At 64.1% G+C, this 20,895-nt stretch carries 19 protein-coding genes and 1 pseudogene; 8 read left to right on the top strand and 12 right to left on the bottom strand.

What is annotated here, in order from left to right:
- Positions 1–104: pseudogene (locus EN851_RS37915) on the top strand (IS110 family transposase); the annotation flags it as partial.
- Between the two features lie 164 nt (positions 105–268).
- Here the strand turns inward: EN851_RS37915 and EN851_RS30060 are convergent.
- The 8 genes from EN851_RS30060 to EN851_RS30020 all read right to left on the bottom strand — a co-directional run bounded on the left by EN851_RS30060 (position 269) and on the right by EN851_RS30020 (position 8,584).
- A complete protein-coding gene (locus EN851_RS30060) occupies positions 269–1,696 on the bottom strand; it encodes a gamma-aminobutyraldehyde dehydrogenase (RefSeq protein ID WP_135921156.1) in 1,428 nt (475 codons plus the stop codon).
- A 101-nt stretch (positions 1,697–1,797) separates the two neighbouring features.
- On the bottom strand, positions 1,798–2,613 hold the full coding sequence (locus EN851_RS30055) for an ABC transporter permease (RefSeq protein WP_135921158.1): 816 nt from the start codon (positions 2,611–2,613) through the stop codon (positions 1,798–1,800).
- On the bottom strand, positions 2,603–3,568 hold the full coding sequence (locus EN851_RS30050; RefSeq protein WP_135918175.1) for an ABC transporter permease: 966 nt from the start codon (positions 3,566–3,568) through the stop codon (positions 2,603–2,605). Before EN851_RS30050 ends, EN851_RS30055 begins: the two co-directional genes overlap by 11 nt.
- A 250-nt stretch (positions 3,569–3,818) precedes the next feature.
- Positions 3,819–4,817 (bottom strand): ABC transporter ATP-binding protein, encoded by a 999-nt coding sequence (locus tag EN851_RS30040; RefSeq protein WP_135862237.1) that lies wholly within the window; start codon positions 4,815–4,817, stop codon positions 3,819–3,821.
- A 202-nt stretch (positions 4,818–5,019) separates the two neighbouring features.
- Positions 5,020–6,174: an ABC transporter substrate-binding protein gene (locus EN851_RS30035; protein ID WP_135862241.1), complete on the bottom strand. Its 1,155-nt coding sequence runs from the start codon at positions 6,172–6,174 to the stop codon at positions 5,020–5,022.
- Between the two features lie 211 nt (positions 6,175–6,385).
- Positions 6,386–7,297, bottom strand: a complete 912-nt coding sequence (locus EN851_RS30030) for a LysR substrate-binding domain-containing protein (protein ID WP_127280134.1) — start codon at positions 7,295–7,297, stop codon at positions 6,386–6,388.
- 73 nt (positions 7,298–7,370) lie between these two features.
- Positions 7,371–7,988: a DedA family protein gene (locus EN851_RS30025; RefSeq protein WP_135921166.1), complete on the bottom strand. Its 618-nt coding sequence runs from the start codon at positions 7,986–7,988 to the stop codon at positions 7,371–7,373.
- Positions 7,985–8,584: an rRNA adenine N-6-methyltransferase family protein gene (locus tag EN851_RS30020; RefSeq protein ID WP_135882951.1), complete on the bottom strand. Its 600-nt coding sequence runs from the start codon at positions 8,582–8,584 to the stop codon at positions 7,985–7,987. Before EN851_RS30020 ends, EN851_RS30025 begins: the two co-directional genes overlap by 4 nt.
- A gap of 304 nt (positions 8,585–8,888) precedes the next feature.
- On the opposite strand from EN851_RS30020, the gene EN851_RS30015 reads away from it, so the two are divergent.
- From EN851_RS30015 to EN851_RS30000, 4 genes are all read left to right on the top strand, one after another.
- A complete protein-coding gene (locus tag EN851_RS30015; protein ID WP_135930621.1) occupies positions 8,889–9,563 on the top strand; it encodes a response regulator transcription factor in 675 nt (224 codons plus the stop codon).
- Positions 9,564–9,573: 10 nt separating this feature from the next.
- Positions 9,574–10,935 (top strand): HAMP domain-containing sensor histidine kinase, encoded by a 1,362-nt coding sequence (locus EN851_RS30010; RefSeq protein ID WP_135930620.1) that lies wholly within the window; start codon positions 9,574–9,576, stop codon positions 10,933–10,935.
- Positions 10,936–11,004: 69 nt separating this feature from the next.
- Positions 11,005–11,454, top strand: a complete 450-nt coding sequence (locus EN851_RS30005; protein ID WP_127873574.1) for an Rrf2 family transcriptional regulator — start codon at positions 11,005–11,007, stop codon at positions 11,452–11,454.
- On the top strand, positions 11,444–12,343 hold the full coding sequence (locus tag EN851_RS30000) for an NAD(P)/FAD-dependent oxidoreductase (RefSeq protein WP_135930619.1): 900 nt from the start codon (positions 11,444–11,446) through the stop codon (positions 12,341–12,343). The genes EN851_RS30005 and EN851_RS30000 overlap by 11 nt, the downstream gene beginning before the upstream one ends.
- Here the strand turns inward: EN851_RS30000 and EN851_RS29995 are convergent.
- Entirely contained in the window at positions 12,340–13,116 is a 777-nt protein-coding gene (locus EN851_RS29995; RefSeq protein WP_135882955.1) for a DeoR/GlpR family DNA-binding transcription regulator, read from the bottom strand. The genes EN851_RS30000 and EN851_RS29995 overlap by 4 nt on opposite strands.
- Before the next feature lie 420 nt (positions 13,117–13,536).
- On the opposite strand from EN851_RS29995, the gene EN851_RS29990 reads away from it, so the two are divergent.
- Together EN851_RS29990 and EN851_RS29985 are read left to right on the top strand one after the other, a co-directional pair.
- Positions 13,537–14,424 carry a phosphotransferase family protein gene (locus tag EN851_RS29990; RefSeq protein ID WP_127280249.1) on the top strand — a complete coding sequence of 296 codons (888 nt, stop codon included), beginning with the start codon at positions 13,537–13,539 and terminating at the stop codon, positions 14,422–14,424.
- Positions 14,421–16,862 carry an FAD-dependent oxidoreductase gene (locus EN851_RS29985; RefSeq protein WP_135930618.1) on the top strand — a complete coding sequence of 814 codons (2,442 nt, stop codon included), beginning with the start codon at positions 14,421–14,423 and terminating at the stop codon, positions 16,860–16,862. Before EN851_RS29990 ends, EN851_RS29985 begins: the two co-directional genes overlap by 4 nt.
- On the opposite strand, the gene EN851_RS29980 is transcribed toward EN851_RS29985, so the two are convergent.
- Entirely contained in the window at positions 16,859–17,491 is a 633-nt protein-coding gene (locus tag EN851_RS29980; RefSeq protein WP_127278645.1) for a class I SAM-dependent methyltransferase, read from the bottom strand. The two genes, EN851_RS29985 and EN851_RS29980, sit on opposite strands and share 4 nt — an antisense overlap.
- Positions 17,492–17,586: 95 nt before the next feature.
- Here EN851_RS29980 and EN851_RS29975 point away from each other — a divergent pair, with 95 nt between their 5' ends.
- Complete coding sequence (locus EN851_RS29975; RefSeq protein WP_135930617.1) at positions 17,587–18,489, top strand: phosphotransferase family protein; 903 nt, start codon at positions 17,587–17,589, stop codon at positions 18,487–18,489.
- A gap of 18 nt (positions 18,490–18,507) precedes the next feature.
- Here EN851_RS29975 and EN851_RS29970 read toward each other — a convergent pair whose 3' ends face one another.
- Together EN851_RS29970 and EN851_RS29965 are read right to left on the bottom strand one after the other, a co-directional pair.
- Positions 18,508–19,431 (bottom strand): DMT family transporter, encoded by a 924-nt coding sequence (locus EN851_RS29970; RefSeq protein WP_135921176.1) that lies wholly within the window; start codon positions 19,429–19,431, stop codon positions 18,508–18,510.
- 108 nt (positions 19,432–19,539) lie between these two features.
- Positions 19,540–20,820 (bottom strand): amidohydrolase family protein, encoded by a 1,281-nt coding sequence (locus tag EN851_RS29965; RefSeq protein ID WP_135930616.1) that lies wholly within the window; start codon positions 20,818–20,820, stop codon positions 19,540–19,542.
- Positions 20,821–20,895: the final 75 nt, after the last annotated feature.

The raw sequence follows: 20,895 nt of genomic DNA, 5'->3' as shown, positions 1-20,895 counted from the left end.
GAAAGGAGAAAATGGTCATCCGCATCGCGCTCGCCCGCAAGCTGCTCGTCATTCTCAATGCAAAAGCACGCGATGCGCGAAACGAGTTCGCAAATGCAACTTGACACCTCAGATAGTCGCTCATCCGTCTTGCCGCTTCGCGACAAGCCACCTTCTCCACAAGGGGAGAAGGGAAAGTGGCGACCGCCCGGCCCTTCGCTATGGCTCCGGGCGTTCGTCGCTCGAAAAGCCCCTTTAGGGGCTTTTCGTCCGCAGAGCGGACCGCTCCTCACCCATGCGCAACCATCACATGGCGCACGGCGGTATAGTCCTCCAGCGCATAGAGCGACATGTCCTTGCCGTAGCCGGACTGTTTCAGGCCGCCATGCGGCATCTCGTTGGTCAGCATGAAGTGGGTGTTGATCCAGGTGCAGCCATATTGCAGGCGCGCCGCTGTCGCCATGGCGCGCGAGACGTCCTTCGTCCACACCGACGAGGCCAGGCCGTAGTCGCTGTCGTTGGCCCAGTTCACCGCCTCGTCGACATCCGTGAAACGAGTGACCGAGACGACCGGGCCGAACACTTCGCGGCGCACGATCTCGTCTTCCTGCAGCGCGCCGGCGACGACTGTCGGCTGGTAGTAGAAGCCGGTGCCCTCGCCCGGCTTGCCGCCGGTGGTGATCTCGATGTGTTTCAGTTCCGAAGCGCGCTCGACGAAGCTCGATACGCGGTCGCGCTGGCGGCGCGAGATCAGCGGCCCGATCTCGTTCTCGGTGTCGTCCGGCTGGTTGTATTTGATGGTCGAGACGGCGGAAGAAAGATCGGCGACAAGCTTGTCGTAGATTTTCTTGCCGGCATAGATGCGGCAGGCCGCTGTGCAGTCCTGGCCGGCATTGTAGTAGCCGAAGGCGCGCAGGCCGTTGACGACGGCGCCGAGGTCGGCGTCGTCGAAGACGATGACCGGCGCTTTGCCGCCGAGTTCCAGATGCGTGCGCTTGACCGATTTGGCGGCGGCCTGCAGTACCTTCTTGCCGGTGGCGACGTCGCCGGTGATCGAGATCATATTGACCTTGGGGTGATTGATCAGCGTGTTGCCGACGCTGTCGCCCCGGCCGAGCACGACATTGACGACGCCCTCGGGAAGCACGTCGGCCAGAATCCTGGCCAGCTTCAACGTCGTCAGCGGTGTCTGTTCCGACGGCTTGAAGACCACGGTGTTGCCGCCGGCAATCGCCGGCGCCAGCTTCCAGGCCATCATCATCAGCGGATAGTTCCACGGCGCGATCGAAGCGACGATGCCGATCGCGTCGCGCCGCACCATCGAGGTATGGCCCGGCAGATATTCGCCCGCGACGACGCCGGGCATGGATCGCACCGCGCCGGCGAAGAAGCGGTAGCAGTCGACGATGGCCGGGATTTCGTCATTGAGCACGGCGTTGATCGGCTTGCCGCAGTTCAGCGCTTCGAGCGTGGCGAACTCCCTGGCCTCGGCTTCGATGCGGTCGGCGATCTTGAGCAGGTAGCCGGAGCGTTGCGCCGGCGTGGTGCGCGACCACGAGACGAACGCTTGTTCGGCGGCCGCCACGGCGGCCTCGATCTGTGCCTGGCTGGCTTCCGGCAGGTTGAGAATGGTCGCCCCGGTCTTCGGATTGAGGATCGGCTCGTCGGTCTCGGTGCCCTTTTCGAATTTCGAGCCGATCAGCATCTGGGTGTCCATCAGATTTCTCCCTTGGAAGGAGCGAATGAGGAGCAGCGAATAGCGAGCAGGGTTTGGCTGTCGATTTCTGCTACTACTCGCTACTCCCTATTCGCTTTTTTTCATTTCCCGCTTCCGGCGATCTGGTCGCCGTCGCGGGTCAGGTAGTAGGCAAAAAGGATCGGCAGCAGCGTCACCAGCACGACGACCATGGCCACGACATTGGTGACCGGTCGCTGGCGCGGGCGGATCAGTTCCTCCAGCATCCAGATCGGCACGGTCTGCTGCTGGCCGGCGGTGAAGGTGGTGACGATGACCTCATCGAAGGACAGCGCGAAGGCCAGCATACCGCCGGCAAGCAGTGCCGTGGCGATGTTGGGCAGCACGACATGCCTGAAGGTCTGGAAGCCGTCGGCGCCGAGATCCATCGAAGCTTCGATCATCGAACCCGAGGTGCGGCGGAACCGGGCGACCGCATTGTTGTAGACCACGACCACGCAGAAAGTGGCGTGGCCGAGCACGATCGTCCAGAACGAGAACGGAATGTCGGCCAGCGCAAAGGCCGAGCGCAGCGCGATGCCGGTGATGATGCCGGGCAGCGCGATCGGGAGGATGACCAGCAGCGAGATGGTTTCGCGGCCGAAGAATTTCGTTCGCGACACGGCGGCGGCGCACAGCGTGCCGAGCACCAGCGCAATCGTGGTCGAGATGGCGGCGACGCGGACCGACAGTGACAGCGCTTCCCAGACATCGGGTCGGTTCCAGGTGACGGCGAACCATTGCGTGGTCAAGCCCGGCGGCGGCCAGACGAAGCTCTTCTCCTCGGTGGTGAAGGCATAGACGAAGATCAGGAGGATCGGCAGATGCAGGAAGAGCAGGCCGCAGGCGGCCGCGATCTTCAGGCCAAGGGGAGCCGACTGGCCGCGGTCAGAGCGCATCGAAGGCCCCCATGCGCTTGGCGCCCCAGAGGTAGAAACCCATGATGACGATGGGCACCACGGTGAAGGCGGCGGCGAGCGGGATGTTGCCGGCGGTACCTTGCTGCGAATAGACGGCCTGGCCGATGAACAGGCGCGAGGTGCCGATGATCTGCGGGATGATGTAGTCGCCCAGCGTCAGTGAGAAGGTGAAGATCGAGCCGGCGACGATGCCGGGCAGCGCCAGCGGGAACAGCACGTTGCGGAAGGTCTGGCCGGGCGAGGCGCCGAGATCGGACGAGGCCTCGACCAGATTGCCGGGCACGCGCTCGAGGGCCGCCTGCACCGGCAGGATCATGAAGGGCAGCCAGACATAGACGAAGACGATGAAGGTGCCGGTAAAGGACACCGACAGCGAATTGCCGCCGACCACGGGCAGCGAGAGCCAGCCATCGAGCAGCCACAGCAGATGCAGCTTGGCGAGCAGCCAGGTCAAAATGCCTTCCTTGGCCAGGATCAGCTTCCAGGCATAGATCTTGACCAGATAGCTCGACCACAGCGGCAGCATGACGCCGAGATAGAACAGCGCCTTCCAGCGGCCGCGCGCGTAACGCGCGGCGTAGTAGGCGATGGGGAAGGCGACGATGGCCGAGGCCAGTGTGACCAGTGCCGCCATCGTCACCGTGCGCAGGATGATGTCGAGATTGGCAGCCTGCAACAGGTCGCCATAGGTCTTCAGCGTGAACTGCCGGTTGATGAGGCCGGAGAACTCGTCGATGGAGAAGAAGCTCTGCGCCAACAGCGCGAACAGCGAGCCGATATAGACGATGCCGAGCCACAGAACCGGCGGCAGCAGCATGAGTAGGAGAAGCAGTTTCGGCCGGTGCCAGAAAAGGTCGGACAGCGCACCGCGCATGCCGCCGTTGCCTGGCAGGATGGCGGGTGCGGAATTGGCGTTGAGGGCGGCGATGGTCATGGGACCACCCTGTGGCAGTGGGGCTTATAGGAGAGGCAGCGATCCTTCACGCCCCCCTCTGTCCTGCCGGACATCTCCCCCACGAGGGGGGAGATTGGCAGCTTCAGCGCCTCGCTCATTCCCGCAACGTTGCTGATTGGCGAAAGCAGCCGCGACATCCAATCTCCCCCCTCGTGGGGGAGATGGCCGGCAGGCCAGAGGGGGGCGCCGTAGAGCGCCACGCTGGAGACTCTAATCGCGCAAACCTTCATCATGCCGGCTCGTCCATCAGATGCAGATGCTCGCGATTGAAGGTGAGCACCACAGCCTCGCCTTCCCTAGGCAGCACTGTCCCCGCCGGCACGACGGCGTGCAGCTTCAACCCGTCGGCATCGAGCGCCAGCCTGGTGGTGGCGCCGAGATAGTTGGTCGAGACGAGACGCGCGGCCACGCCCTCGCCGCTCGCGGCGCGGCCGACGCGAATGGATTCGGGCCTGAGACTCCCCCAGCGGTGCTGGCCGGAATAACGCTGGACGAAGTCCGGCGGCAGCACGTTGGACGAGCCGACGAAATCGGCGACGAAGCGCGTGCTTGGGCGCTGATAGATGTCTTCCGGCGTGCCGATCTGCATAATCCTGCCGTCATTGAAGACGGCGACGCGGTCGGCCATCGACAGTGCCTCGCCCTGGTCGTGGGTGACGAAGACGAAGGTGATGCCGAGCGCCTTCTGCAGTGATTTCAGCTCCTCCTGCATGTTTTCGCGCAGTTTGAGGTCGAGCGCGCCGAGCGGCTCGTCGAGCAGCAGCACCTTGGGCTGGTTGACCAGCGCACGCGCCAGCGCGACACGCTGGCGCTGGCCGCCGGAGAGCTGGCCGGGCCGGCGCGCGCCGTAGCCGGGCAGCCGCACCAGTGACAAGGCTTCTTCCGCCGCCTTGTGCCGCTCGGCCTTGCCGACGCGCTTGACCATCAGTCCGTAGGCGACGTTGTCGAGCACATTGAGGTGCGGGAACAGCGCATAGTCCTGGAACACTGTGTTGACGTTGCGGCGATAGGGCGGCACGCCCTCGGCGCGCTCGCCGAAGATCGAGATGGAACCCGCCGTCGGCTGCTCAAAGCCGGCGATGAGACGCAGGCACGTCGTCTTGCCCGAACCCGATGGCCCCAGCATGGCGAAGAATTCGCCGGGCGCAATGTCGAGGTCGACCGCGTCGACAGCGTGAACACTGCCGAAATGGCGCGAGACTTTTTGAAAGGAAACGGCTGGGGTCATTGGGTGTCCTGATCTGTCAGGCTCGTCAAAAATTTCGGGGCGTTGGCGCTGCCCCTCATCCGCCTGCCGGCACCTTCTCCCCGTAATAGGGACGGGGAGAAGGGACGCGCTTCAACGCTGACGGTACCCTCTCCCCGTTCTTCACGGGGAGAGGGTAAGGGTGAGAGGCAGCGTCAACTTATCAATAGATGCGCGGCGAAAATCACCGTCCGCCGATGACGCCGATATAATCCGACACCCAGCGATAGTAAGGCACGCACTGATCATTCTGGGTGACGCATTTCGAGACCGGCGTCTTCCAGAACTTGATCTTGTCGAAATTGTCGTAGCCGTTGGTCTTGCAGCCTTCCTCGCCGAGCAACTCGTTGCCCTTGCAGGCGGCGGGCACGACCGGCAGCGAGCCGAACCAGGCCGAGACATCGCCCTGCACCTTCGGCGCCAGCGAATGCTCTAGCCACATATAGGCGCAGTTCGGGTGCGCCGCGTCGGCTTCCATCATGGTTGTGTCGGCCCAGCCGGTGACGCCTTCTTCCGGCACGGTCGAGGCAACCGGCTTCTTGGCGGCAACTAGCGTGTTGACCTGGTAAGGCCACGAGCCCGAAGCAACCACGCCTTCGTTCTGGAAGTCATCGACCTGGATGGCGGCGTCATGCCAGTAGCGGCCGACCAGCGTGCGCTGGACGCGCAGCAATTCGAGCGCCGCCTTGTACTGGTCCTCGTTCAATTCGTAGGGATCCTTGATGCCGAGTTCCGGCTTGTGGAACATCAGGTAGTTGGCGGCATCGGCGATGTGGATCGGTCCGTCATAGGCCTGGACACGGCCCTTGTTGGACTTGCCATCCGGCAGCTTCATTTCCTCGAAAACGACATTCCAGCTCTTCGGCGCTTCCTTGAACACCTCGGTGTTGTACATCAGGATGTTCGGACCCCACTGGTAGGGAACGCCGTAATGCACTTTGTCGACGGTGAACCAGGGCGCGTCCTTGAGCCGGTCGTCGACCGTCTTCCAGCTCGCGATGAGATCGGTGTTGATCGGCTGCACGCGCTTGCCAGCGACGAGGCGCAACGAGGCATCGCCCGAAGCGGTGACGAGGTCGAAGCCGCCCTCGTTCATCAGCGACACCATCTCATCGGATGTATTGGCGGTCTTGACGTTGACCTTGCAGCCACTCTCCTTCTCGAAGGCGGTGACCCAGTCATAGCCCTTGTCGGTCTCGCCGCGCTCGATATAGCCCGGCCAGGCAACGATGTTGACTTGGCCTTCCCCCTTGCCCAGTTCCTTGACCTGGGCAACCGCCTGACCGGAGAAGGTCAGCGCGACCGTCAGCGCAGTGCATGACTTCAGGAATGAATTCATCATCAATCTCCCATTTTGGCGCGTGACCCTGAAACCGCTCCGGTTTTCGCCAGATCACGCGCGGACTGAAAAACGTGCCAGTTCGTCCAATGGACTGATGCCGCTCTGATGGCGGCTTTGGTCCCTGAACGGAAGGTGCTTGGAAAATTCCGGTTTCGCAAATTCATTTATCAGAAGGGCGATATCGGTTTTTCCGATAGATCGCCGCGAATCAGGTCCGCTGGCGGACCGTCCGTTGCGACTGGGCAAGCCCGATGAAGTCGCGCGCCGCCTGCGGCAGGCTGGAGCCGCGCCGCCAGACCATGCCGACCTGCACCACCGGCAAGGCACCGGAAATGTCGCGCGATTCGATGCGGTCGCCTTCCAGCGACCAGGGCCGGTAGACGAGATCGGGCAGCAGCGCCACGCCAGCGCCGGTGGCGACGAGGCTGCGCACGGCTTCCACGGAACGGGTGCGGAAGGCGACATGCGGCCTGGCGCCGATCGCCGTCAGCAGCTTGCCGGTGTTCTCCTCGATCTCGTCGACGGTGAGCATGATCAGCGGTTCGGAGGCGATATCGCCGATGCCGATGATGTCGGCGCCAGCCAAGGGATGGCCGAGCGGCAGCCACAGCCGATAGGCCGAGACTTCGAGGATTTCCGATTGCAGCGCAGTGCGGTCGCGCAAATTGGAGGTGACCATGACGGCAATGTCGAGCTTGCCGCCGATGAGCAAATGTTCGAGGTAATCGCCATTGTCCTCTATGGCCGACACCTCGACGCCGGGATAGGCGCGGCGGTAGCGGGAAAGCAGATCCGACAGCACATAGCCGGCGACCAGAGAGGTGACGCCGAGCTGCAGCCGGCCACCGGCGACGGCCTGTTCGCCGGAAAAAGAGCGGCGGGCGTCGGATACGTCGGCGAGGATCTTTGTCGCGTGACGCAGGAACTGGTGGCCCTTGTGGGTGATGTTGAGGCCGCGCGGATGGCGCTCGAACAGTTCGACGCCGAGATCGCTTTCAAGTTCCTTGATCGCTTCGGTGACCGACGATTGCGAGATGGAGAGGTTTTGCGCCGCGCGCGACACCGTGCCTTGCTCGGCAACGGCGACGAAGAACTGCAACTGGCGGATGGTGAAGGCCATGGCCGGACTAAACACCGGCAGGCAAGCGAAGGAAAGCGGATCGCGGAGCTTATCCCATGACCCGGTGGCGCGTTCAGCCGAGCATCAGCCTGATGCGGCGTCGCCATGTCGGGCCATAGCGCAACGCAAGCATGAAGGCCGCCTCCAGCGCCACGACAATAACGATGATGCGCAAGCCCACCGTGAAAGAATCCTGGCCGCTGCCGTGCATGAGATAGCCGGTCAGGAGAAAGCCCGCATTCCATATGGTGGCGCCAAGCAGCGTCGCGGCCGCGAAAGGCAAGGCAGGCAGACACAGCGCGCCAGCTGCGATCGGCAGGTAATTGCGCACGGTCGGGATGAACTGCGCCAGCAAGGATACCCTGACATGATTGCGGCGATAGGCCTGGCCAAGCTTGCGATAGGTTTCGGGGCGCAGGAAGACATATCTGCCGGCTCGTCCGATCAGCCTGTCGGCGCGGTCGAACCCGATCCGGCGGCCGACCCCATACCAGACAAGACAGCCGGCGAAGGAGGCGGAAGTCGTCACCGCCAACAGGATCGCCAGCGTCGCACCGTCAGGCGCGGCCGTCATGCCGAGAAACAGCAGCAACACATGCGAGGGCGGAATCGGCAGGATCTTCTCGGTGAAGGCAAGGCAAAAGACGCCGAACAGGCCGAAGCCGAGAATGACCGACAATGGTCCCGTCATGCGAAGCGCCAGTCATAGGTTCCGGCTGCCTTGATTCTGGCGATGCGATAGACCGTCGCCGGCGGGAAATTGCGGAACGTATGACCAACCCGCGTGACCTCGAGATCGAGCCGGTCGAGCAGCGACTGGTCGAACGGGCAGCGCCGTCCGAGCGTGAACTGATAGAGGGCTCCGCCGGGACGAAGGTTCGCGAAAACACCTTCGAGAATGGCGAGCGTCTTGCGCGGCGAAATCAGCCGGAAAGGCAAGCCGCTGACGGCAGCGCCAATCACCGGCCGGTGGAAGAGCGACAGATGGCGCAGGCCGACAGCATCCATTTCAAAAATCCGGGCGGCAGGAAAACGACGCATGAGCAGCGCGGCGAAATCCGGATCGGACTCGATCAGCGTCAGATCCTCTTCCCTTACCCCGCGCGACAGCAGTGCCCGCGTGAACGGACCGGTCCCGGGACCGAGCTCCAGCACGGGGCCTGTCTCGGGTCCGATGTCACGGGTCATCAATGCCGCCAGGCTGGAGCTGGACGGCGTGACGGAGCCGACCCTGAACGGCGCGACGGTCCACGCCATGAGAAAAGACAGAGCATCATTTGCAGGCATGGTAACCTCAATCCCGTACAACAGCACCCCAACCAGTCTGGTGTGCCACCTGATTTCGCTTCAGCGTCATTTCCGCTTCAACGTCGGGCCCGACCTGTTGCATATTCGGGCCCGACGCCTTCACGCCGGCATGGGCGATTCGTGCCGACCGGCGCTGTTTGCCGCGACTGGGTTGCATAGACATTGCGCAATTTCGGAGAGCCAAAGAAAGCGCCTGTCGACCCCAGGCCGTTCGGCTTTGCCATGTTTGCGCAATGTTGGCGCGGTAGCGCCCGAAGCTGTTGCCGTTGCTGGAGAACTGTCGATGCGAATCTTGCTGGTCGAGGACGAGCCCGAAATGGTCTCTGCCTTACGTGCCGCGCTGAAGCGCCACGACATGGTGGTCGATCATGCCGGCACGCTCATCGAAGCCGAAGGCTTCGTCGCCGCCGACAGCTACGACGCGATCCTGCTCGACCGCCAGTTGCCGGATGGCGACGGGCTGTCGCTGGTGCCCAGATTGCGTTCGGCCAAGAACACCACGCCCGTGCTGATGCTGACGGCGAGAGGCGACACAGCGGACAAGGTCGATGGGCTGGACATGGGCGCGGACGACTATCTGCCAAAACCATTCGCCTTCGAGGAATTGCTTGCCCGGTTGCGCGCGCTGCTGAGGCGTCCGGCACCGATGCAGTCGCAATTCATCCGCGCCGGCGACCTGGTGCTCGACGTCGGGCATCGCGAAGCGTCGATCCGTGCCGAACCGCTCAGCCTGCCGCGGCGCGAACTCCTGGTGCTGGAGGCGCTGATGCGCCGGACCGGTCGCATGGTGCAGCGCGAGGCGCTGATGGAGGCGGTGTTCGGCCTCGACGACGAGATCCAGTCCAACGCGCTCGACACCCACGTCTCGCGCCTGCGCCGCAAACTCGCCGATGCCGATGCCGGCGTGACGATCAATGGCATTCGCGGCGTCGGCTATCTCCTGCGCGAAACGACATGAGCGCCGAGCTATGAGCCTCAAGCGCCCGCGTTCGCTCAAATGGAGCCTGGTGCTGCGTATCGCCTTGCTGCAATGCGCGATGCTGACGCTGATCATCGTCGGCATTCTCGCCGCCATGCTGGCCACCGGCCTTATCCCGCATGACTACGAGGACGGTACAATGGACGTGCTGGCGGATGCAGTGACACGCGATGCCGGCGGCAAGCTTGTCATCACCGAGACGCCAGATATGGCAAAGCTGCGCTCGAACGTTCCGGACCTCTGGTTCATCATCCGCGACAAGCAAGGACAGCGACTGGAAGAAGGCAGGGTGCCGGCCATTTTCCAGCCCTTTGTCGGACTGCTGGACACTATCAGCGACGCCCGTATCGACCACGCAATCGGACAAGCCGCGCCGCCGGAGGGAAAGATCCGCTGGACCGATACGGCGGCCGGCAATGTCCAGATCTTCAGCGGCACCAAGGGCGGGCTTTCGCTGCTGCGCCTGCTCGGCCAGGCGCCGCAATTCTTCCTGCAAGGCATATTGCCGCTCGCCGGGCTGATGGCGTTGGCCACGCTGGTCGCGACACCATGGGTGGTGCGCGGCGCACTGTCAGGCCTTGGCCATGCGGCCGCAGAGGCCGAACGCATCGACATCGACCAGCGTGGCGTGCAGCTGCCGCTGAAAGATGTGCCAAAGGAAGTGACGCCGCTGGTCAAGGCGGTGAACGCCGCCCTTGCGCGCCTGGACAAGGGCTATGAACGCCACAAGCGCTTCCTGACCGACGCCGCCCATGAACTCAGGACACCGGTCGCCATCCTCAACACGCGCCTTGCCTCGCTGCCGGCGACGCCGGAGCGGGCAAGGCTGCTGCAGGATGCGGCACGGCTTTCGACGCTGACCGACCAGCTGCTCGACCTGCAGCGCCTTGACCGGCAGACAACGGCCTTCGAAAAGGTAGACCTCGTGGCGATCGCGCGCGGCGTCATCGTCGACCTCGCGCCGATGGCGTTCTCGGCCGGCTACGAAATGTCGTTCGAGCCGGAACGGGACACGCTTTTTGCCACCGGCGACCGCACCGCGATCGAACGCGCGGTGACCAACATCGTGCAGAACGCCATCGAGCATGGCGGCCGCGCCGGCAAGATCACCGTCAGCGTCACAATGCCCGCCGTCATCGAGGTCCGGGACGAAGGCGACGGCGTGCCGCCGGGCGAGCGGGAGCGCATTTTCGAGCCCTTCTACCGGCTGCGTCCGCAGGATCACGGCGCCGGCCTCGGCCTCAACCTCGTGCAGGAAATCATGCATCTCCATGGCGGCCGCATCGAGATCCTTGACGGCAAACCGAGCGGCGCCTGCTTCAGGATGAGTTTTCGCGCTTTGCCGGCATAGCGTCGCCGTAAATCATTAAGCGACCTTCGCGTGTTTGACATCGCGAAGAATCGTAACTAATTAAGTTACATGAAACGCAACAGCCGCCTGTCCTCCACCCTGCACATTCTCGTCCATATGGCGGAGAAGCCCGAACAGGCGCTGACCTCCGAGCAGCTTGCCACCTTCATCCACACCAATCCGGTGGTGGTGCGCCGGACCATTGGCGGCTTGCGCGATGCCGGCATCGTCACCTCGTCGCGCGGGCATGGCGGCGGCTGGCTGCTCGGGCGCGCGCCCGAAAACATTTCACTGGCCGAGATCAGCGTTGCTCTTGGCGAGACGCTGCTGCCGTTCAGCACCGAGCCGGAAAGCCCAGGCTGTCTGGTCGAGCAAGCGGTGATCGCCGTTCTCGACGATTTTCGCGTCGCGGCCGAGAAGCTGCTGGCGGAGAAACTCAGCCGCATCACGCTGGCCGACCTGACCGCCGATTTCCGCCGCCGTTACGCCCTCATTGGAGTCTCCAGCCATGCAGTATGATCTTGCCGTCGTCGGCGGCAGCTTCGCCGGCCTGTCCGCCGCCATCCAGGCGGCGCGGGCGCGGCGCAACGTGCTGGTGATCGACGCCGGCCAGCCACGCAACCGCTTCGCCACGCATTCGCACGGCTTCCTCGGCCAGGACGGGCGAACGCCCGGCGCGATCCTCGACGATGCAAGGCGGCAATTGCTTGCCTATCCGACGGCCAGGCTTGTCACCGCACGTGCGGACAAAGCCATTGCCAACAGCACAAGCGATTTCGAAATCGCCGTCGATGGCGGCGACACATTCGGCGCCGCCCGGCTGGTGCTTGCCACCGGCGTTCGCGACATCCTGCCGGAGGTTCCCGGGCTCGCCGGACAATGGGGTAGGACCGTGCTGCACTGTCCCTATTGCCATGGCTACGAGGTTTCCGGCGGGCCGCTTGGCGTGCTCGCGACCGGTCCGATGTCCATACATCAGGCCCAGCTGATTTCCGATTGGGGTGACGTCACGCTGTTCGGCAACGGCCTGATCGAGCCCGACGCCGAGGAGATGCTTGCGCTGGATGGCAAGAATGTCAGCTTTGAGCCCGCGCCGGTCAGCGAACTCGGGGAAGACGGCTCCGGCGGATTGGTTGTCCACCTCGACGGCGGCCGAAAGGCGGGCGTCAAAGCGATGTTCACCGCGCCCCGCAACACGATGACGAGCCCGTTGGCCGAACAGCTCGGCTGCGACTTCAAGGACGGCCTGCTTGGCCCGATGATATCAGTCGATGACAGGCAGCAGACGACGATACCCGGCGTCTATGCCGCCGGAGACGCGGCACGCGCGATGCATAACATCGCCTTCGCCGTGTCGGGTGGCACTTTCGCGGGCGTGTGCGCCCATCAATCCTTGGTGTTCGGCTAAATTCCGGCTTCGCCGCGGGCGATGCTGAGCCGCGCGCCGGCCTGTGCGAGGGCGGCGGCAATGTCATGCGGCGGCGCGCGGTCGGTGGCGAGCTCGGAAAAGCCGTCGAAGCCACAGACCTGAACCAGACCCTGGCGGCCGAACTTCGTGTGGTCGGTGATGACCAGAGAACGCTGGCCGCGCGACAGCACCATGCGGGCGAATTCCGCCTCTTCCAGATCGTAGTCCATGACGCCCGTCAGCGCATCCACGGCGCCGATGGAGATAATGGCGTGGCTGACCGAGAAGCGGCTGACGAACTCGATGGCCGACGTCCCGAACGCGGCGCCTGAATCGCTGCGCAACTCGCCGCCGGCCATATAGACCTTGTTGCCGTTGATGGTGGCCAGCGTACGGGCGATATCGGACGAGTTGGTGACGACCGTCAGGCGCCGGTGGCCGAGCAGTTCGCGCGCCAGGAACGACGTCGTGGTGCCGGTGTCGAGCATGATCGATTCGCCGTCACGGATGGTGGCCGCGACCGCGCGGGCAATGCTGCGCTTGGCGTCGGCATGCTCACGCATGCGCCGTTCGAACGGCGCTTCGCCGATCATCGACGGCAGACCGATGGCGCCATGCATCTTCAGAACCGAGCCGTCGCTGGTGAGCGGCTTGACGTCACGGCGCACGGTTTCGAGCGACACGCCCAACCGGTCGGCCAGGCTGGCGATGGTGACGGTTCCCTCTTCCTGCAGCAGTCGCAGGATTTCGCCATGCCGTTTCGAGTGGATCATATGCGCGCGCCCCGGAAAATTGCCCGATTCTAGGGCATTCCTAACGTTTTTAAAGGAATTGCCCATTGCTTTCGGGCAAAATACCCAAAAAAAGTCACATCTTTTTATTGACAGAAGGGCAACCCTGGCGTGAAATCCAACCTCAACAGGGGTTCGGAGCTGCGCGGGAGGGTAATTGGCAGGGCCGCAACTCACTGACCAGGCAGCCTGTAACGTGCCTGGCGCAAGGAATTTTCAGATCCGCGGGGGCGGATGCCGGGTTCAAAAACCTGGCCAAGGGGCTCGTCGGTGCGGTGCGGGATACCAATCCTGGCGTCCCGCACCGACGAGATTGTTTGCACTTCCCTCCGCCGTGGTTGCGCTGCCCGTGGCGCCGTGTCGAAGCCCAGCAAACCAGGTCAGCAAACCAGGGATGATTCCGTGATTGCCGAAGACCGCATCCGCGCCCTGCCCTGCTGGACGGGCGCCATCGAGATCGCGCCGCTGCCCGGCGGCTTGAGCAATGCCAATTATGTGGTCACCGACACGGCCGGCAAACATGTGGTGCGCTTCGGCCAGGACTATCCGTTCCACCATGTCTTCCGCGAACGCGAGGTGATGACCGCACGGGCGGCTCACGCCGCCGGCTTCGCGCCGGCGGTCCATTATGCCGAACCAGGAATCCTGGTAACGGCGTTTCTTGGCGCCAAAACCTATCTGGCCGAGGACGTGCGCGCCAATCTCGGCCGCGTCGCGGCGCTGATGCGCGGCTTTCACCGGGAGATGCCCAACCATATCTCCGGCGCCGGCTTCATGTTCTGGGTGTTCCACGTCATCCGCGACTATGCGCGCACGCTTGACGAAGGGGGCAGCCGCAAGCGCGGTGACCTGCCACGCTTCCTAGCGCTGGCCGACGAACTGGAGCGTGCGCAGAAACTGCTGCCGATCGTCTTTGGCCACAATGATCTCTTGCCGGCCAATATTCTCGACGACGGCAGCAGGCTGTGGCTGATCGATTTCGAATATGCCGGCTTCAATACTGCCATGTTCGACCTTGCCGGCGTCGCCTCGAACGCCGGCATGAGCGACGCGGAATCCTTCGCCTTCCTGACCGCCTATTTCATGAAGGAGCCGGACGAGGCGATCCGCCGCTCGCACGCCGCCATGCAATGCGCCTCGCTGCTGCGCGAGGCGATGTGGAGCATGGTGTCGGAGCTCTATCTCGACGCGCCCGGCATCGACTACGTCGCCTACACCGAGGAAAACCTGGTGCGGCTCGACGCGGCGCTGGAAAACTACCGGACAAAATACGGGATCCTGAAATCATGACCTTGCCTAGCCAGGCCGCGGTCGTCGTCATTGGCGGCGGCATCATCGGCTGTTCGACGGCCTATCATCTTGCGCGCGACCACAAGGTCGACGTGGTGCTGCTCGAACAGGGCAAGCTGACCTCGGGCTCGACCTGGCATGCCGCCGGGCTGGTGGGGCAATTGCGCTCTTCGGCCTCGATCACGCGAGTGCTGAAATACTCCGTCGACCTTTACAAGGGACTGGAGGCCGAGACCGGGCTCGCCACCGGCTGGAAGATGACCGGCTGCCTGCGGCTCGCCACCAATGCCGACCGCTGGACCGAGTACAAAAGGCTGGCGACGACAGCGAAGAGCTTCGGCATGGACATGCACTTGCTGTCTCCGGCGGAGGTCAAGGCGATGTGGCCGCTGATGGAGACCGGCGATCTGGTCGGCGCTTCCTGGCTGCCGACCGACGGCCAGGCGAGCCCTTCCGACATCACGCAGTCGCTGGCCAAGGGCGCGCGCATGCATGGCGCCAAGCTCTATGAGGACGTGCGCGTCACCGGCTTCGAGATGAAGGGCGACCGCATCACGGCGGTGAAGACCGACCAGGGCGACATTGCCTGTGACAAGGTGGTGAACTGCGCCGGACAATGGGCACGGCAAGTCGGGGCCATGGCCGGCATCAACGTGCCGCTGCAGCCGGTGAAACACCAGTACATCGTCACCGAGAAGATCGCGGGGCTGGCAACCGACGCGCCGACGCTGCGCGACCCCGATCGGCGCACCTATTTCAAGGAGGAGGTCGGCGGCCTGGTGATGGGCGGCTATGAGCCTAACCCACAGGCATGGACGACAGGGGAGGTGCCCAATGACTGGGAGTTCCGGCTGTTCGACGACGACTACGATCATTTCGAGCAGCACATGATTCAGGCGATCGCGCGGGTGCCGGCGCTGGAAACCGTTGGCGTCAAGCAGATGATCAACGGGCCGGAAAGCTTCACGCCGGACGGCAATTTCATCCTCGGCGTAGCGCCCGAATGCGCCAACATGTTCGTCGGCGCCGGCTTCAACGCCTTCGGCATCGCCTCGGGCGGCGGCGCCGGCTGGGTGCTGGCGCAATGGGTGGTCGACGGCGAGGCGCCGCTCGACCTGTGGGTGGTCGACATCAGGCGCTTTTCCAACCTGCACCGCGACCGGCACTGGGTGTGCGAGCGCACGCTGGAAGCCTATGGCAAGCATTACACGATCGGCTTTCCGCACGAGGAGTATGCCAGCGGCCGGCCGCGCATCGTCTCGCCGCTGTATGAGCGGTTGAAACGGCAGCGCGCCGTGTTCGGCTCGAAGCTCGGCTGGGAGCGGCCAAACTGGTTCGCGCCGGAGAGCGTCGAGCCAAAGGACGTCTATTCGATGGGCCGGCAGAACTGGTTTGCTGCCGTCGGCGACGAGCACCGGCATGTGCGCGAACATGTCGGCATCTTCGACCAGTCGTCCTTCGCCAAGTACGAGCTGAGCGGCCCCGACGCGGCGAAGGCGCTGGACTGGATCTGCGCCAACGACATCAGCAAGCCGGTCGGCCGGCTGACCTACACGCAACTTCTCAACACGCGCGGCGGCATCGAGGCCGACCTGACCGTGTCGCGGCTTGCCGAGGAGAAATTCTACATCGTCACCGGCACCGGTTTCCGCACTCATGACGCCTCGTGGATCAGCGATCATATTGGCGAGGGCCTCGATGCCAGGCTGACCGACGTCACCGAGGATTTCGGCACGCTGTCGCTGATGGGGCCGCGTGCCCGCGACGTGCTTTCGGCGGTGACCGGGAGCGATGTGTCGAATGCCAGCTTCCCGTTCGGCCATATCAGGGAGATCGTCATCGCCGGTCACACGGTGCGGGCGCTGCGCGTCACCTATGTCGGCGAACTGGGCTGGGAGCTGCACGTGCCGATCGCCGCCACCGGCGAAGTCTTCGACGCGCTGATGGCGGCCGGCAAAGAGCACGACATCCGGCCGGTCGGCTACCGGGCGCTGGAATCGCTGCGGCTGGAAAAGGGCTATCGCGCCTGGGGCTCCGACATCACGCCCAACGACACACCGCTGGAGGCCGGGCTCGGCTGGGCGGTCAAGCTCAGGAAGAACACCGACTTCGTCGGACGGCGTGCACTCGAGAAGGTTGGCGGCGCGTGCCTGAAGAAGCGCTTTGCCGGCTTCACGGTCGACGATCCGGAGATCGTGCTGCTCGGCCGCGAGACCATTCTGCGCGACGGCGAACCAGTCGGCTATCTGACCAGCGGCGGCCATGGCTACACGGTGGGCAAGAATATCGGCTATGGCTATGTGCGCAGCGCCGACGGGGTGAGCGATGATTTCCTCGCCTCGGGCAGCTATGAACTGGTGGTCGCGATGCAGCGGACGCCGGCGAATATCCATCTCGAGCCACTATACGACCCGGCAATGGAGCGCGTGAAGGCTTAGCTTACGCGCAAAGCGAGGCCACGACTGGGCACGGTATCGGCCTCGCCAGGCATGGAGACGTAAGGGCGAGTTTCCTCGGCGCGGGTGACGAGGCCTTGCGCTTCGAGTTCGGCGATGCGCGCGGCAAAGCCCTGATCCCATAGCGTGTTCTTGACCGTCAGCACGATCACCCCGCCCGGCCGGCAGATGCGGATCAATTCGTCCAAGCCCTCGGCGCCGACATGACCCGAGGTGAAGACGCCGGCCGAGATGATGCCGGCATAGGCGTCGTCGGCAAAAGGCAAGGCGCCGCCGAGCGCCAGGCAATGCAGCGCCGAATAGACACCCTTGCGCGCGGCCTGATCCAGCATGCCTTGCGAGATATCCAGCGCCTCGACCTGGGGATAGCCGGCAATATCGAGCCATTCGCCGATCAGCCCGGTCCCTGCCCCGGCGTCGAGCAGCGGGGCTGACCCGCGCGGCAGATGACGGGCGAGCAAGGCAAGGCAGATCGTCGGGTGGCGGTAACCGGCCGCCGACATGTCGGCGTCGTAGGTCTGCGACCAGCGATCATAGAGTGCCGCCACCTCTTCCGGGCGCTTGGCCGCGTAGACTTCGCCGAGCGCGCCATGATGTTTGCTGTCCGCCACGTGCCCACCAACTCCTTCGTCTTGCCGGAATGATAGCCAAACGGTGAAAATTGTGGAACCGTTGCAGCGAAGAAATAACGCGTGGGGACGCAGGCATGGGGACAGACGAGGCGCGGGCAAGACTTGCCGCCATTCCGCTGCTCGCCGGCTACACCGGGCCGCTGGAACGGCTCGGCGGCCTGACCAATCTCGTCTTCAAGGCCGGGGATTACTGCCTGCGCATTCCAGGCAAAGGCACCGAGGAATATATCAACCGCGCCAACGAGGCGATAGCGGCGCGCGAGGCGGCAAGAGCCGGCGTTAGCCCCGAGGTGCTGCATGTCGATCCCGGTACTGGAGTCATGGTGACGCGCTACATCGCCGGTGCCGAGACGATGTCGCCGGAGAAATTCAGGGACCGGCAGGGCAGTCCGGCCCGGGCGGCCGAGGCCTTCCGCAAGCTGCATGCGTCCGGCGCGGTCTTCCCCTTCCGCTTCGAGCTGTTTTCGATGATCGACGACTATCTCAAGGTGCTGTCGACCAGGGATGTCGCCCTGCCCGCCGGCTATCACGACGTGGTGCGCGAGGCCGGCGGCGTGCGCGAGGCCTTGGCCGTCCGCCCCTTGCCTCTCGTCGCCTGCCATTGCGACCCGCTGTGCGAAAACTTCCTCGATACGGGCGAGCGGATGTGGATCGTCGACTGGGAATATTCCGGGATGAACGATCCGCTCTGGGACCTCGGCGATCTCAGCGTGGAAGGCAGGTTCGACGCCGCCCAGGACGAAGAGCTGATGCGCGCCTATTTCGGCGGCGAGGCGAAGCCGGCGGAGCGCGGCCGCGTCGCCATCTACAAGGCTATGTGCGACCTGTTGTGGACGCTGTGGGGGCTGATCCAGCTCGCCAACAACAATCCGGTGGACGATTTCCGCGCCTATGCCGACGGCCGCTTCGCGCGCTGCAAGGCGCTGATGGAGACACCAGAGTTTTCCAGGCACCTTGCGGCGATACGCCAGGGCTAGTCACCCGAAATCCGGGCTTTAGTTCACACCCTTCGGCACGTTCTCCGGCGGCACCGTGGTATCGACCACCTTCTGGCGGTGGAAGATGAACAGGCCGGCGAGAACGATGATGCCCGAGCCGATCAGGATGCGCGGGCTGGGCACGTCGCCGAAGAATGCCAGCCCGAACACCACCGCCCACAGGAGCAGCGTGTAGTGCAGCGGCGCCAGCGTCGAGGCCGGCGCCAGTTTCAGCGCCCGGGTGATCATCAGATGCGCGCCGCAGGAGACGATGCCGAGCAGCAGCATGGCGCCGAGATCGAGCGGCGACGGCGTCTTCCAGGCGCCGATGGTCAGCACGCCGCCAACCGCCAGCGTGCCGATCGTCTGCCATGTCACCAGATTGGTGTCGCTCGTGCCGCGCAGGCGCCGGTTGAGGATGATGGCGAAGGCGAAGGCGAGGCTGCCGACAAGCGCGAAACTCGACGACAGCGAAAACGCGGCGGAGGACGGTTTCAGCATGATCACCACGCCGCAGAAGCCGAGCAGGATCGCCACCCAGCGGCGCCAGCCGACCTTTTCGCCAAGCAGGAAATGCGACAGCGCCGCCACATAGATCGGCCCGGCCATGTAGAAGCTCATCACATCGGCAAGCGGCAGATAGACGACTGCGGCGTAGAACAAAGCGGTGTCGAGCGTAGTCGCCACAACGCGCAGGATCTGCAGCCCGGGCCGCTCCATCTGGAACAGTCTGCCAGCGCCCTGATTGGCGATCATCGGGCCGAGCACGATAAAGGCGCCGAGCGAACGGATCAGCACCACCTGGCCGACGGAAAAGCTGGCGACCAGCCACTTGCCCATCGCGTCGTTCAGCGCAAACAGGAAGTCGCCGGCCAGCATCAGCAGGATGCCGGCCAGGAGAACATTCCTGATTGGGGAATTCTGCGCCACGGGTTGCGTCATGCCGACCCCGATTCCTCCCTCACCTGGGCCGCGTCGTAGACGGAAGCGGTGGCTTTGACGAGGAGAAATCAGGAATTGAGTAAGACCAGCGTCGGGAATCGGCTGTATCTAGGTGGATATATGTCTGCGGTTCACCTGACCCGGCCTGCCGGGAATGGACAGCCTGGTATCCTGCCTTGTCCTTTCCGCCACCACCTTGCCCTTGGCGATGACGCAGATGCGCTCGGCGCGCAGGCGCAGCGCTTCGATCGGATTGCCGGCATCGAGGATCACCAGGCTGGCGCGCTTGCGGACCTCCAGACCGAGATGATCGAGGCCCATGATCGCGGCGTTGACGTTGGTGACCATGTCGAAGCAGCGCGCCATGTCGGCGGGGCTCGACATCTGGGCGACATGCAGGCCCATGAAGGCCACGTCGAGCATGTCGGCGGTGCCCAGCGAATACCAGGGATCGAGAACGCAATCCTGACCCCAGCCGACACGGATGCCGAGCGCCAGCATTTCCTTGACCCGCGTCATGCCGCGCCGCTTGGGAAAGGTGTCATGGCGGCCCTGCAGCATGATGTTGATCAAGGGATTGGGGATCGCGGAAACGCCGGCCTCGACGATCAGCGGCAGAAGCTTCGAGACATAGTAATTGTCCATCGAATGCATCGAAGTGAGATGCGAGCCGGCCACCCTGCCCTGCAGGCCGAGCCGCTGCGTTTCATAGGCCAGCTGCTCGATGTGGCGCGACAGGGGATCGTCGGTCTCGTCGCAATGCAGGTCGACCATCAGGCCGCGTTCTGCCGCGATTTCGCACAGTTCGGTCACCGAGCGCGTGCCGTCGGCCATGGTGCGCTCGAAATGCGGAATGCCGCCGACGATATCGACGCCCATGTCCAGCGCGCGAATGGTGTTTTGGCGCGCCGTCGGCGAGCGATAGAAGCCGTCCTGCGGGAAGGCCACCAATTGCAGGTCGATATAGGGGGCGACGGTCTTCTTGACGTCGAGCAGGGCCTCGACGGCCAGCAGCCGGTCGTCGCAGACATCGACATGGGTACGGATGGCGAGCAGCCCCATCGACACCGCCCAGTCGCAATAGGCGAGCGCCCGGTCGCGCACCGCTTCGTGCGTCAAAAGCGGCTTCAGTTCGCCCCACAGCGCGATGCCTTCAAGCAGCGTGCCCGATGCGTTGATGCGCGGTATGCCGTAGGACAGCGTGGCGTCCATATGGAAATGCGGATCGACGAAGGGCGGCGACACCAGATTGCCACGGGCGTCGACCTCGGCCCGCGCGGAACCCTCGAGCTTCGGCTCGATCGCCGCGATCGTCTCGCCGCTGATGCCGATGTCGGCGATGCCGCCATCCGGCAGTGTGCCGCCACGAACGATTAGGTCGAAATCCATTTCTCATCATCCCGCTTGAAGAATCACAGTCGCATCGTGTCTCAAAAGACAGCCTGCCGCAGCGGGTTTCTTTCC

It is taken from the genome of Mesorhizobium sp. M8A.F.Ca.ET.208.01.1.1, assembly GCF_004791315.1.
In the GTDB taxonomy this organism is placed as follows: domain Bacteria; phylum Pseudomonadota; class Alphaproteobacteria; order Rhizobiales; family Rhizobiaceae; genus Mesorhizobium.
Note: the sequence above shows the minus strand (reverse complement) of the source record. Positions and strands in the feature narration are given on the sequence as shown.

Excerpts from the sequence above, each read along its gene's own strand:
- EN851_RS30060 (WP_135921156.1), bottom strand. The coding sequence starts at position 1,696 with ATGGACACCCAGATGCTGATCGGCTCGAAATTCGAAAAGGGCACCGAG.
- EN851_RS30055 (WP_135921158.1), bottom strand. The coding sequence starts at position 2,613 with ATGCGCTCTGACCGCGGCCAGTCGGCTCCCCTTGGCCTGAAGATCGCG.
- EN851_RS30050 (WP_135918175.1), bottom strand. The coding sequence starts at position 3,568 with ATGACCATCGCCGCCCTCAACGCCAATTCCGCACCCGCCATCCTGCCA.
- EN851_RS30040 (WP_135862237.1), bottom strand. The coding sequence starts at position 4,817 with ATGACCCCAGCCGTTTCCTTTCAAAAAGTCTCGCGCCATTTCGGCAGT.
- EN851_RS30035 (WP_135862241.1), bottom strand. The coding sequence starts at position 6,174 with ATGAATTCATTCCTGAAGTCATGCACTGCGCTGACGGTCGCGCTGACC.
- EN851_RS30030 (WP_127280134.1), bottom strand. The coding sequence starts at position 7,297 with ATGGCCTTCACCATCCGCCAGTTGCAGTTCTTCGTCGCCGTTGCCGAG.
- EN851_RS30025 (WP_135921166.1), bottom strand. The coding sequence starts at position 7,988 with ATGACGGGACCATTGTCGGTCATTCTCGGCTTCGGCCTGTTCGGCGTC.
- EN851_RS30020 (WP_135882951.1), bottom strand. The coding sequence starts at position 8,584 with ATGCCTGCAAATGATGCTCTGTCTTTTCTCATGGCGTGGACCGTCGCG.
- EN851_RS30015 (WP_135930621.1), top strand. The coding sequence starts at position 8,889 with ATGCGAATCTTGCTGGTCGAGGACGAGCCCGAAATGGTCTCTGCCTTA.
- EN851_RS30010 (WP_135930620.1), top strand. The coding sequence starts at position 9,574 with ATGAGCCTCAAGCGCCCGCGTTCGCTCAAATGGAGCCTGGTGCTGCGT.
- EN851_RS30005 (WP_127873574.1), top strand. The coding sequence starts at position 11,005 with ATGAAACGCAACAGCCGCCTGTCCTCCACCCTGCACATTCTCGTCCAT.
- EN851_RS30000 (WP_135930619.1), top strand. The coding sequence starts at position 11,444 with ATGCAGTATGATCTTGCCGTCGTCGGCGGCAGCTTCGCCGGCCTGTCC.
- EN851_RS29995 (WP_135882955.1), bottom strand. The coding sequence starts at position 13,116 with ATGATCCACTCGAAACGGCATGGCGAAATCCTGCGACTGCTGCAGGAA.
- EN851_RS29985 (WP_135930618.1), top strand. The coding sequence starts at position 14,421 with ATGACCTTGCCTAGCCAGGCCGCGGTCGTCGTCATTGGCGGCGGCATC.
- EN851_RS29975 (WP_135930617.1), top strand. The coding sequence starts at position 17,587 with ATGGGGACAGACGAGGCGCGGGCAAGACTTGCCGCCATTCCGCTGCTC.
- EN851_RS29970 (WP_135921176.1), bottom strand. The coding sequence starts at position 19,431 with ATGACGCAACCCGTGGCGCAGAATTCCCCAATCAGGAATGTTCTCCTG.
- EN851_RS29965 (WP_135930616.1), bottom strand. The coding sequence starts at position 20,820 with ATGGATTTCGACCTAATCGTTCGTGGCGGCACACTGCCGGATGGCGGC.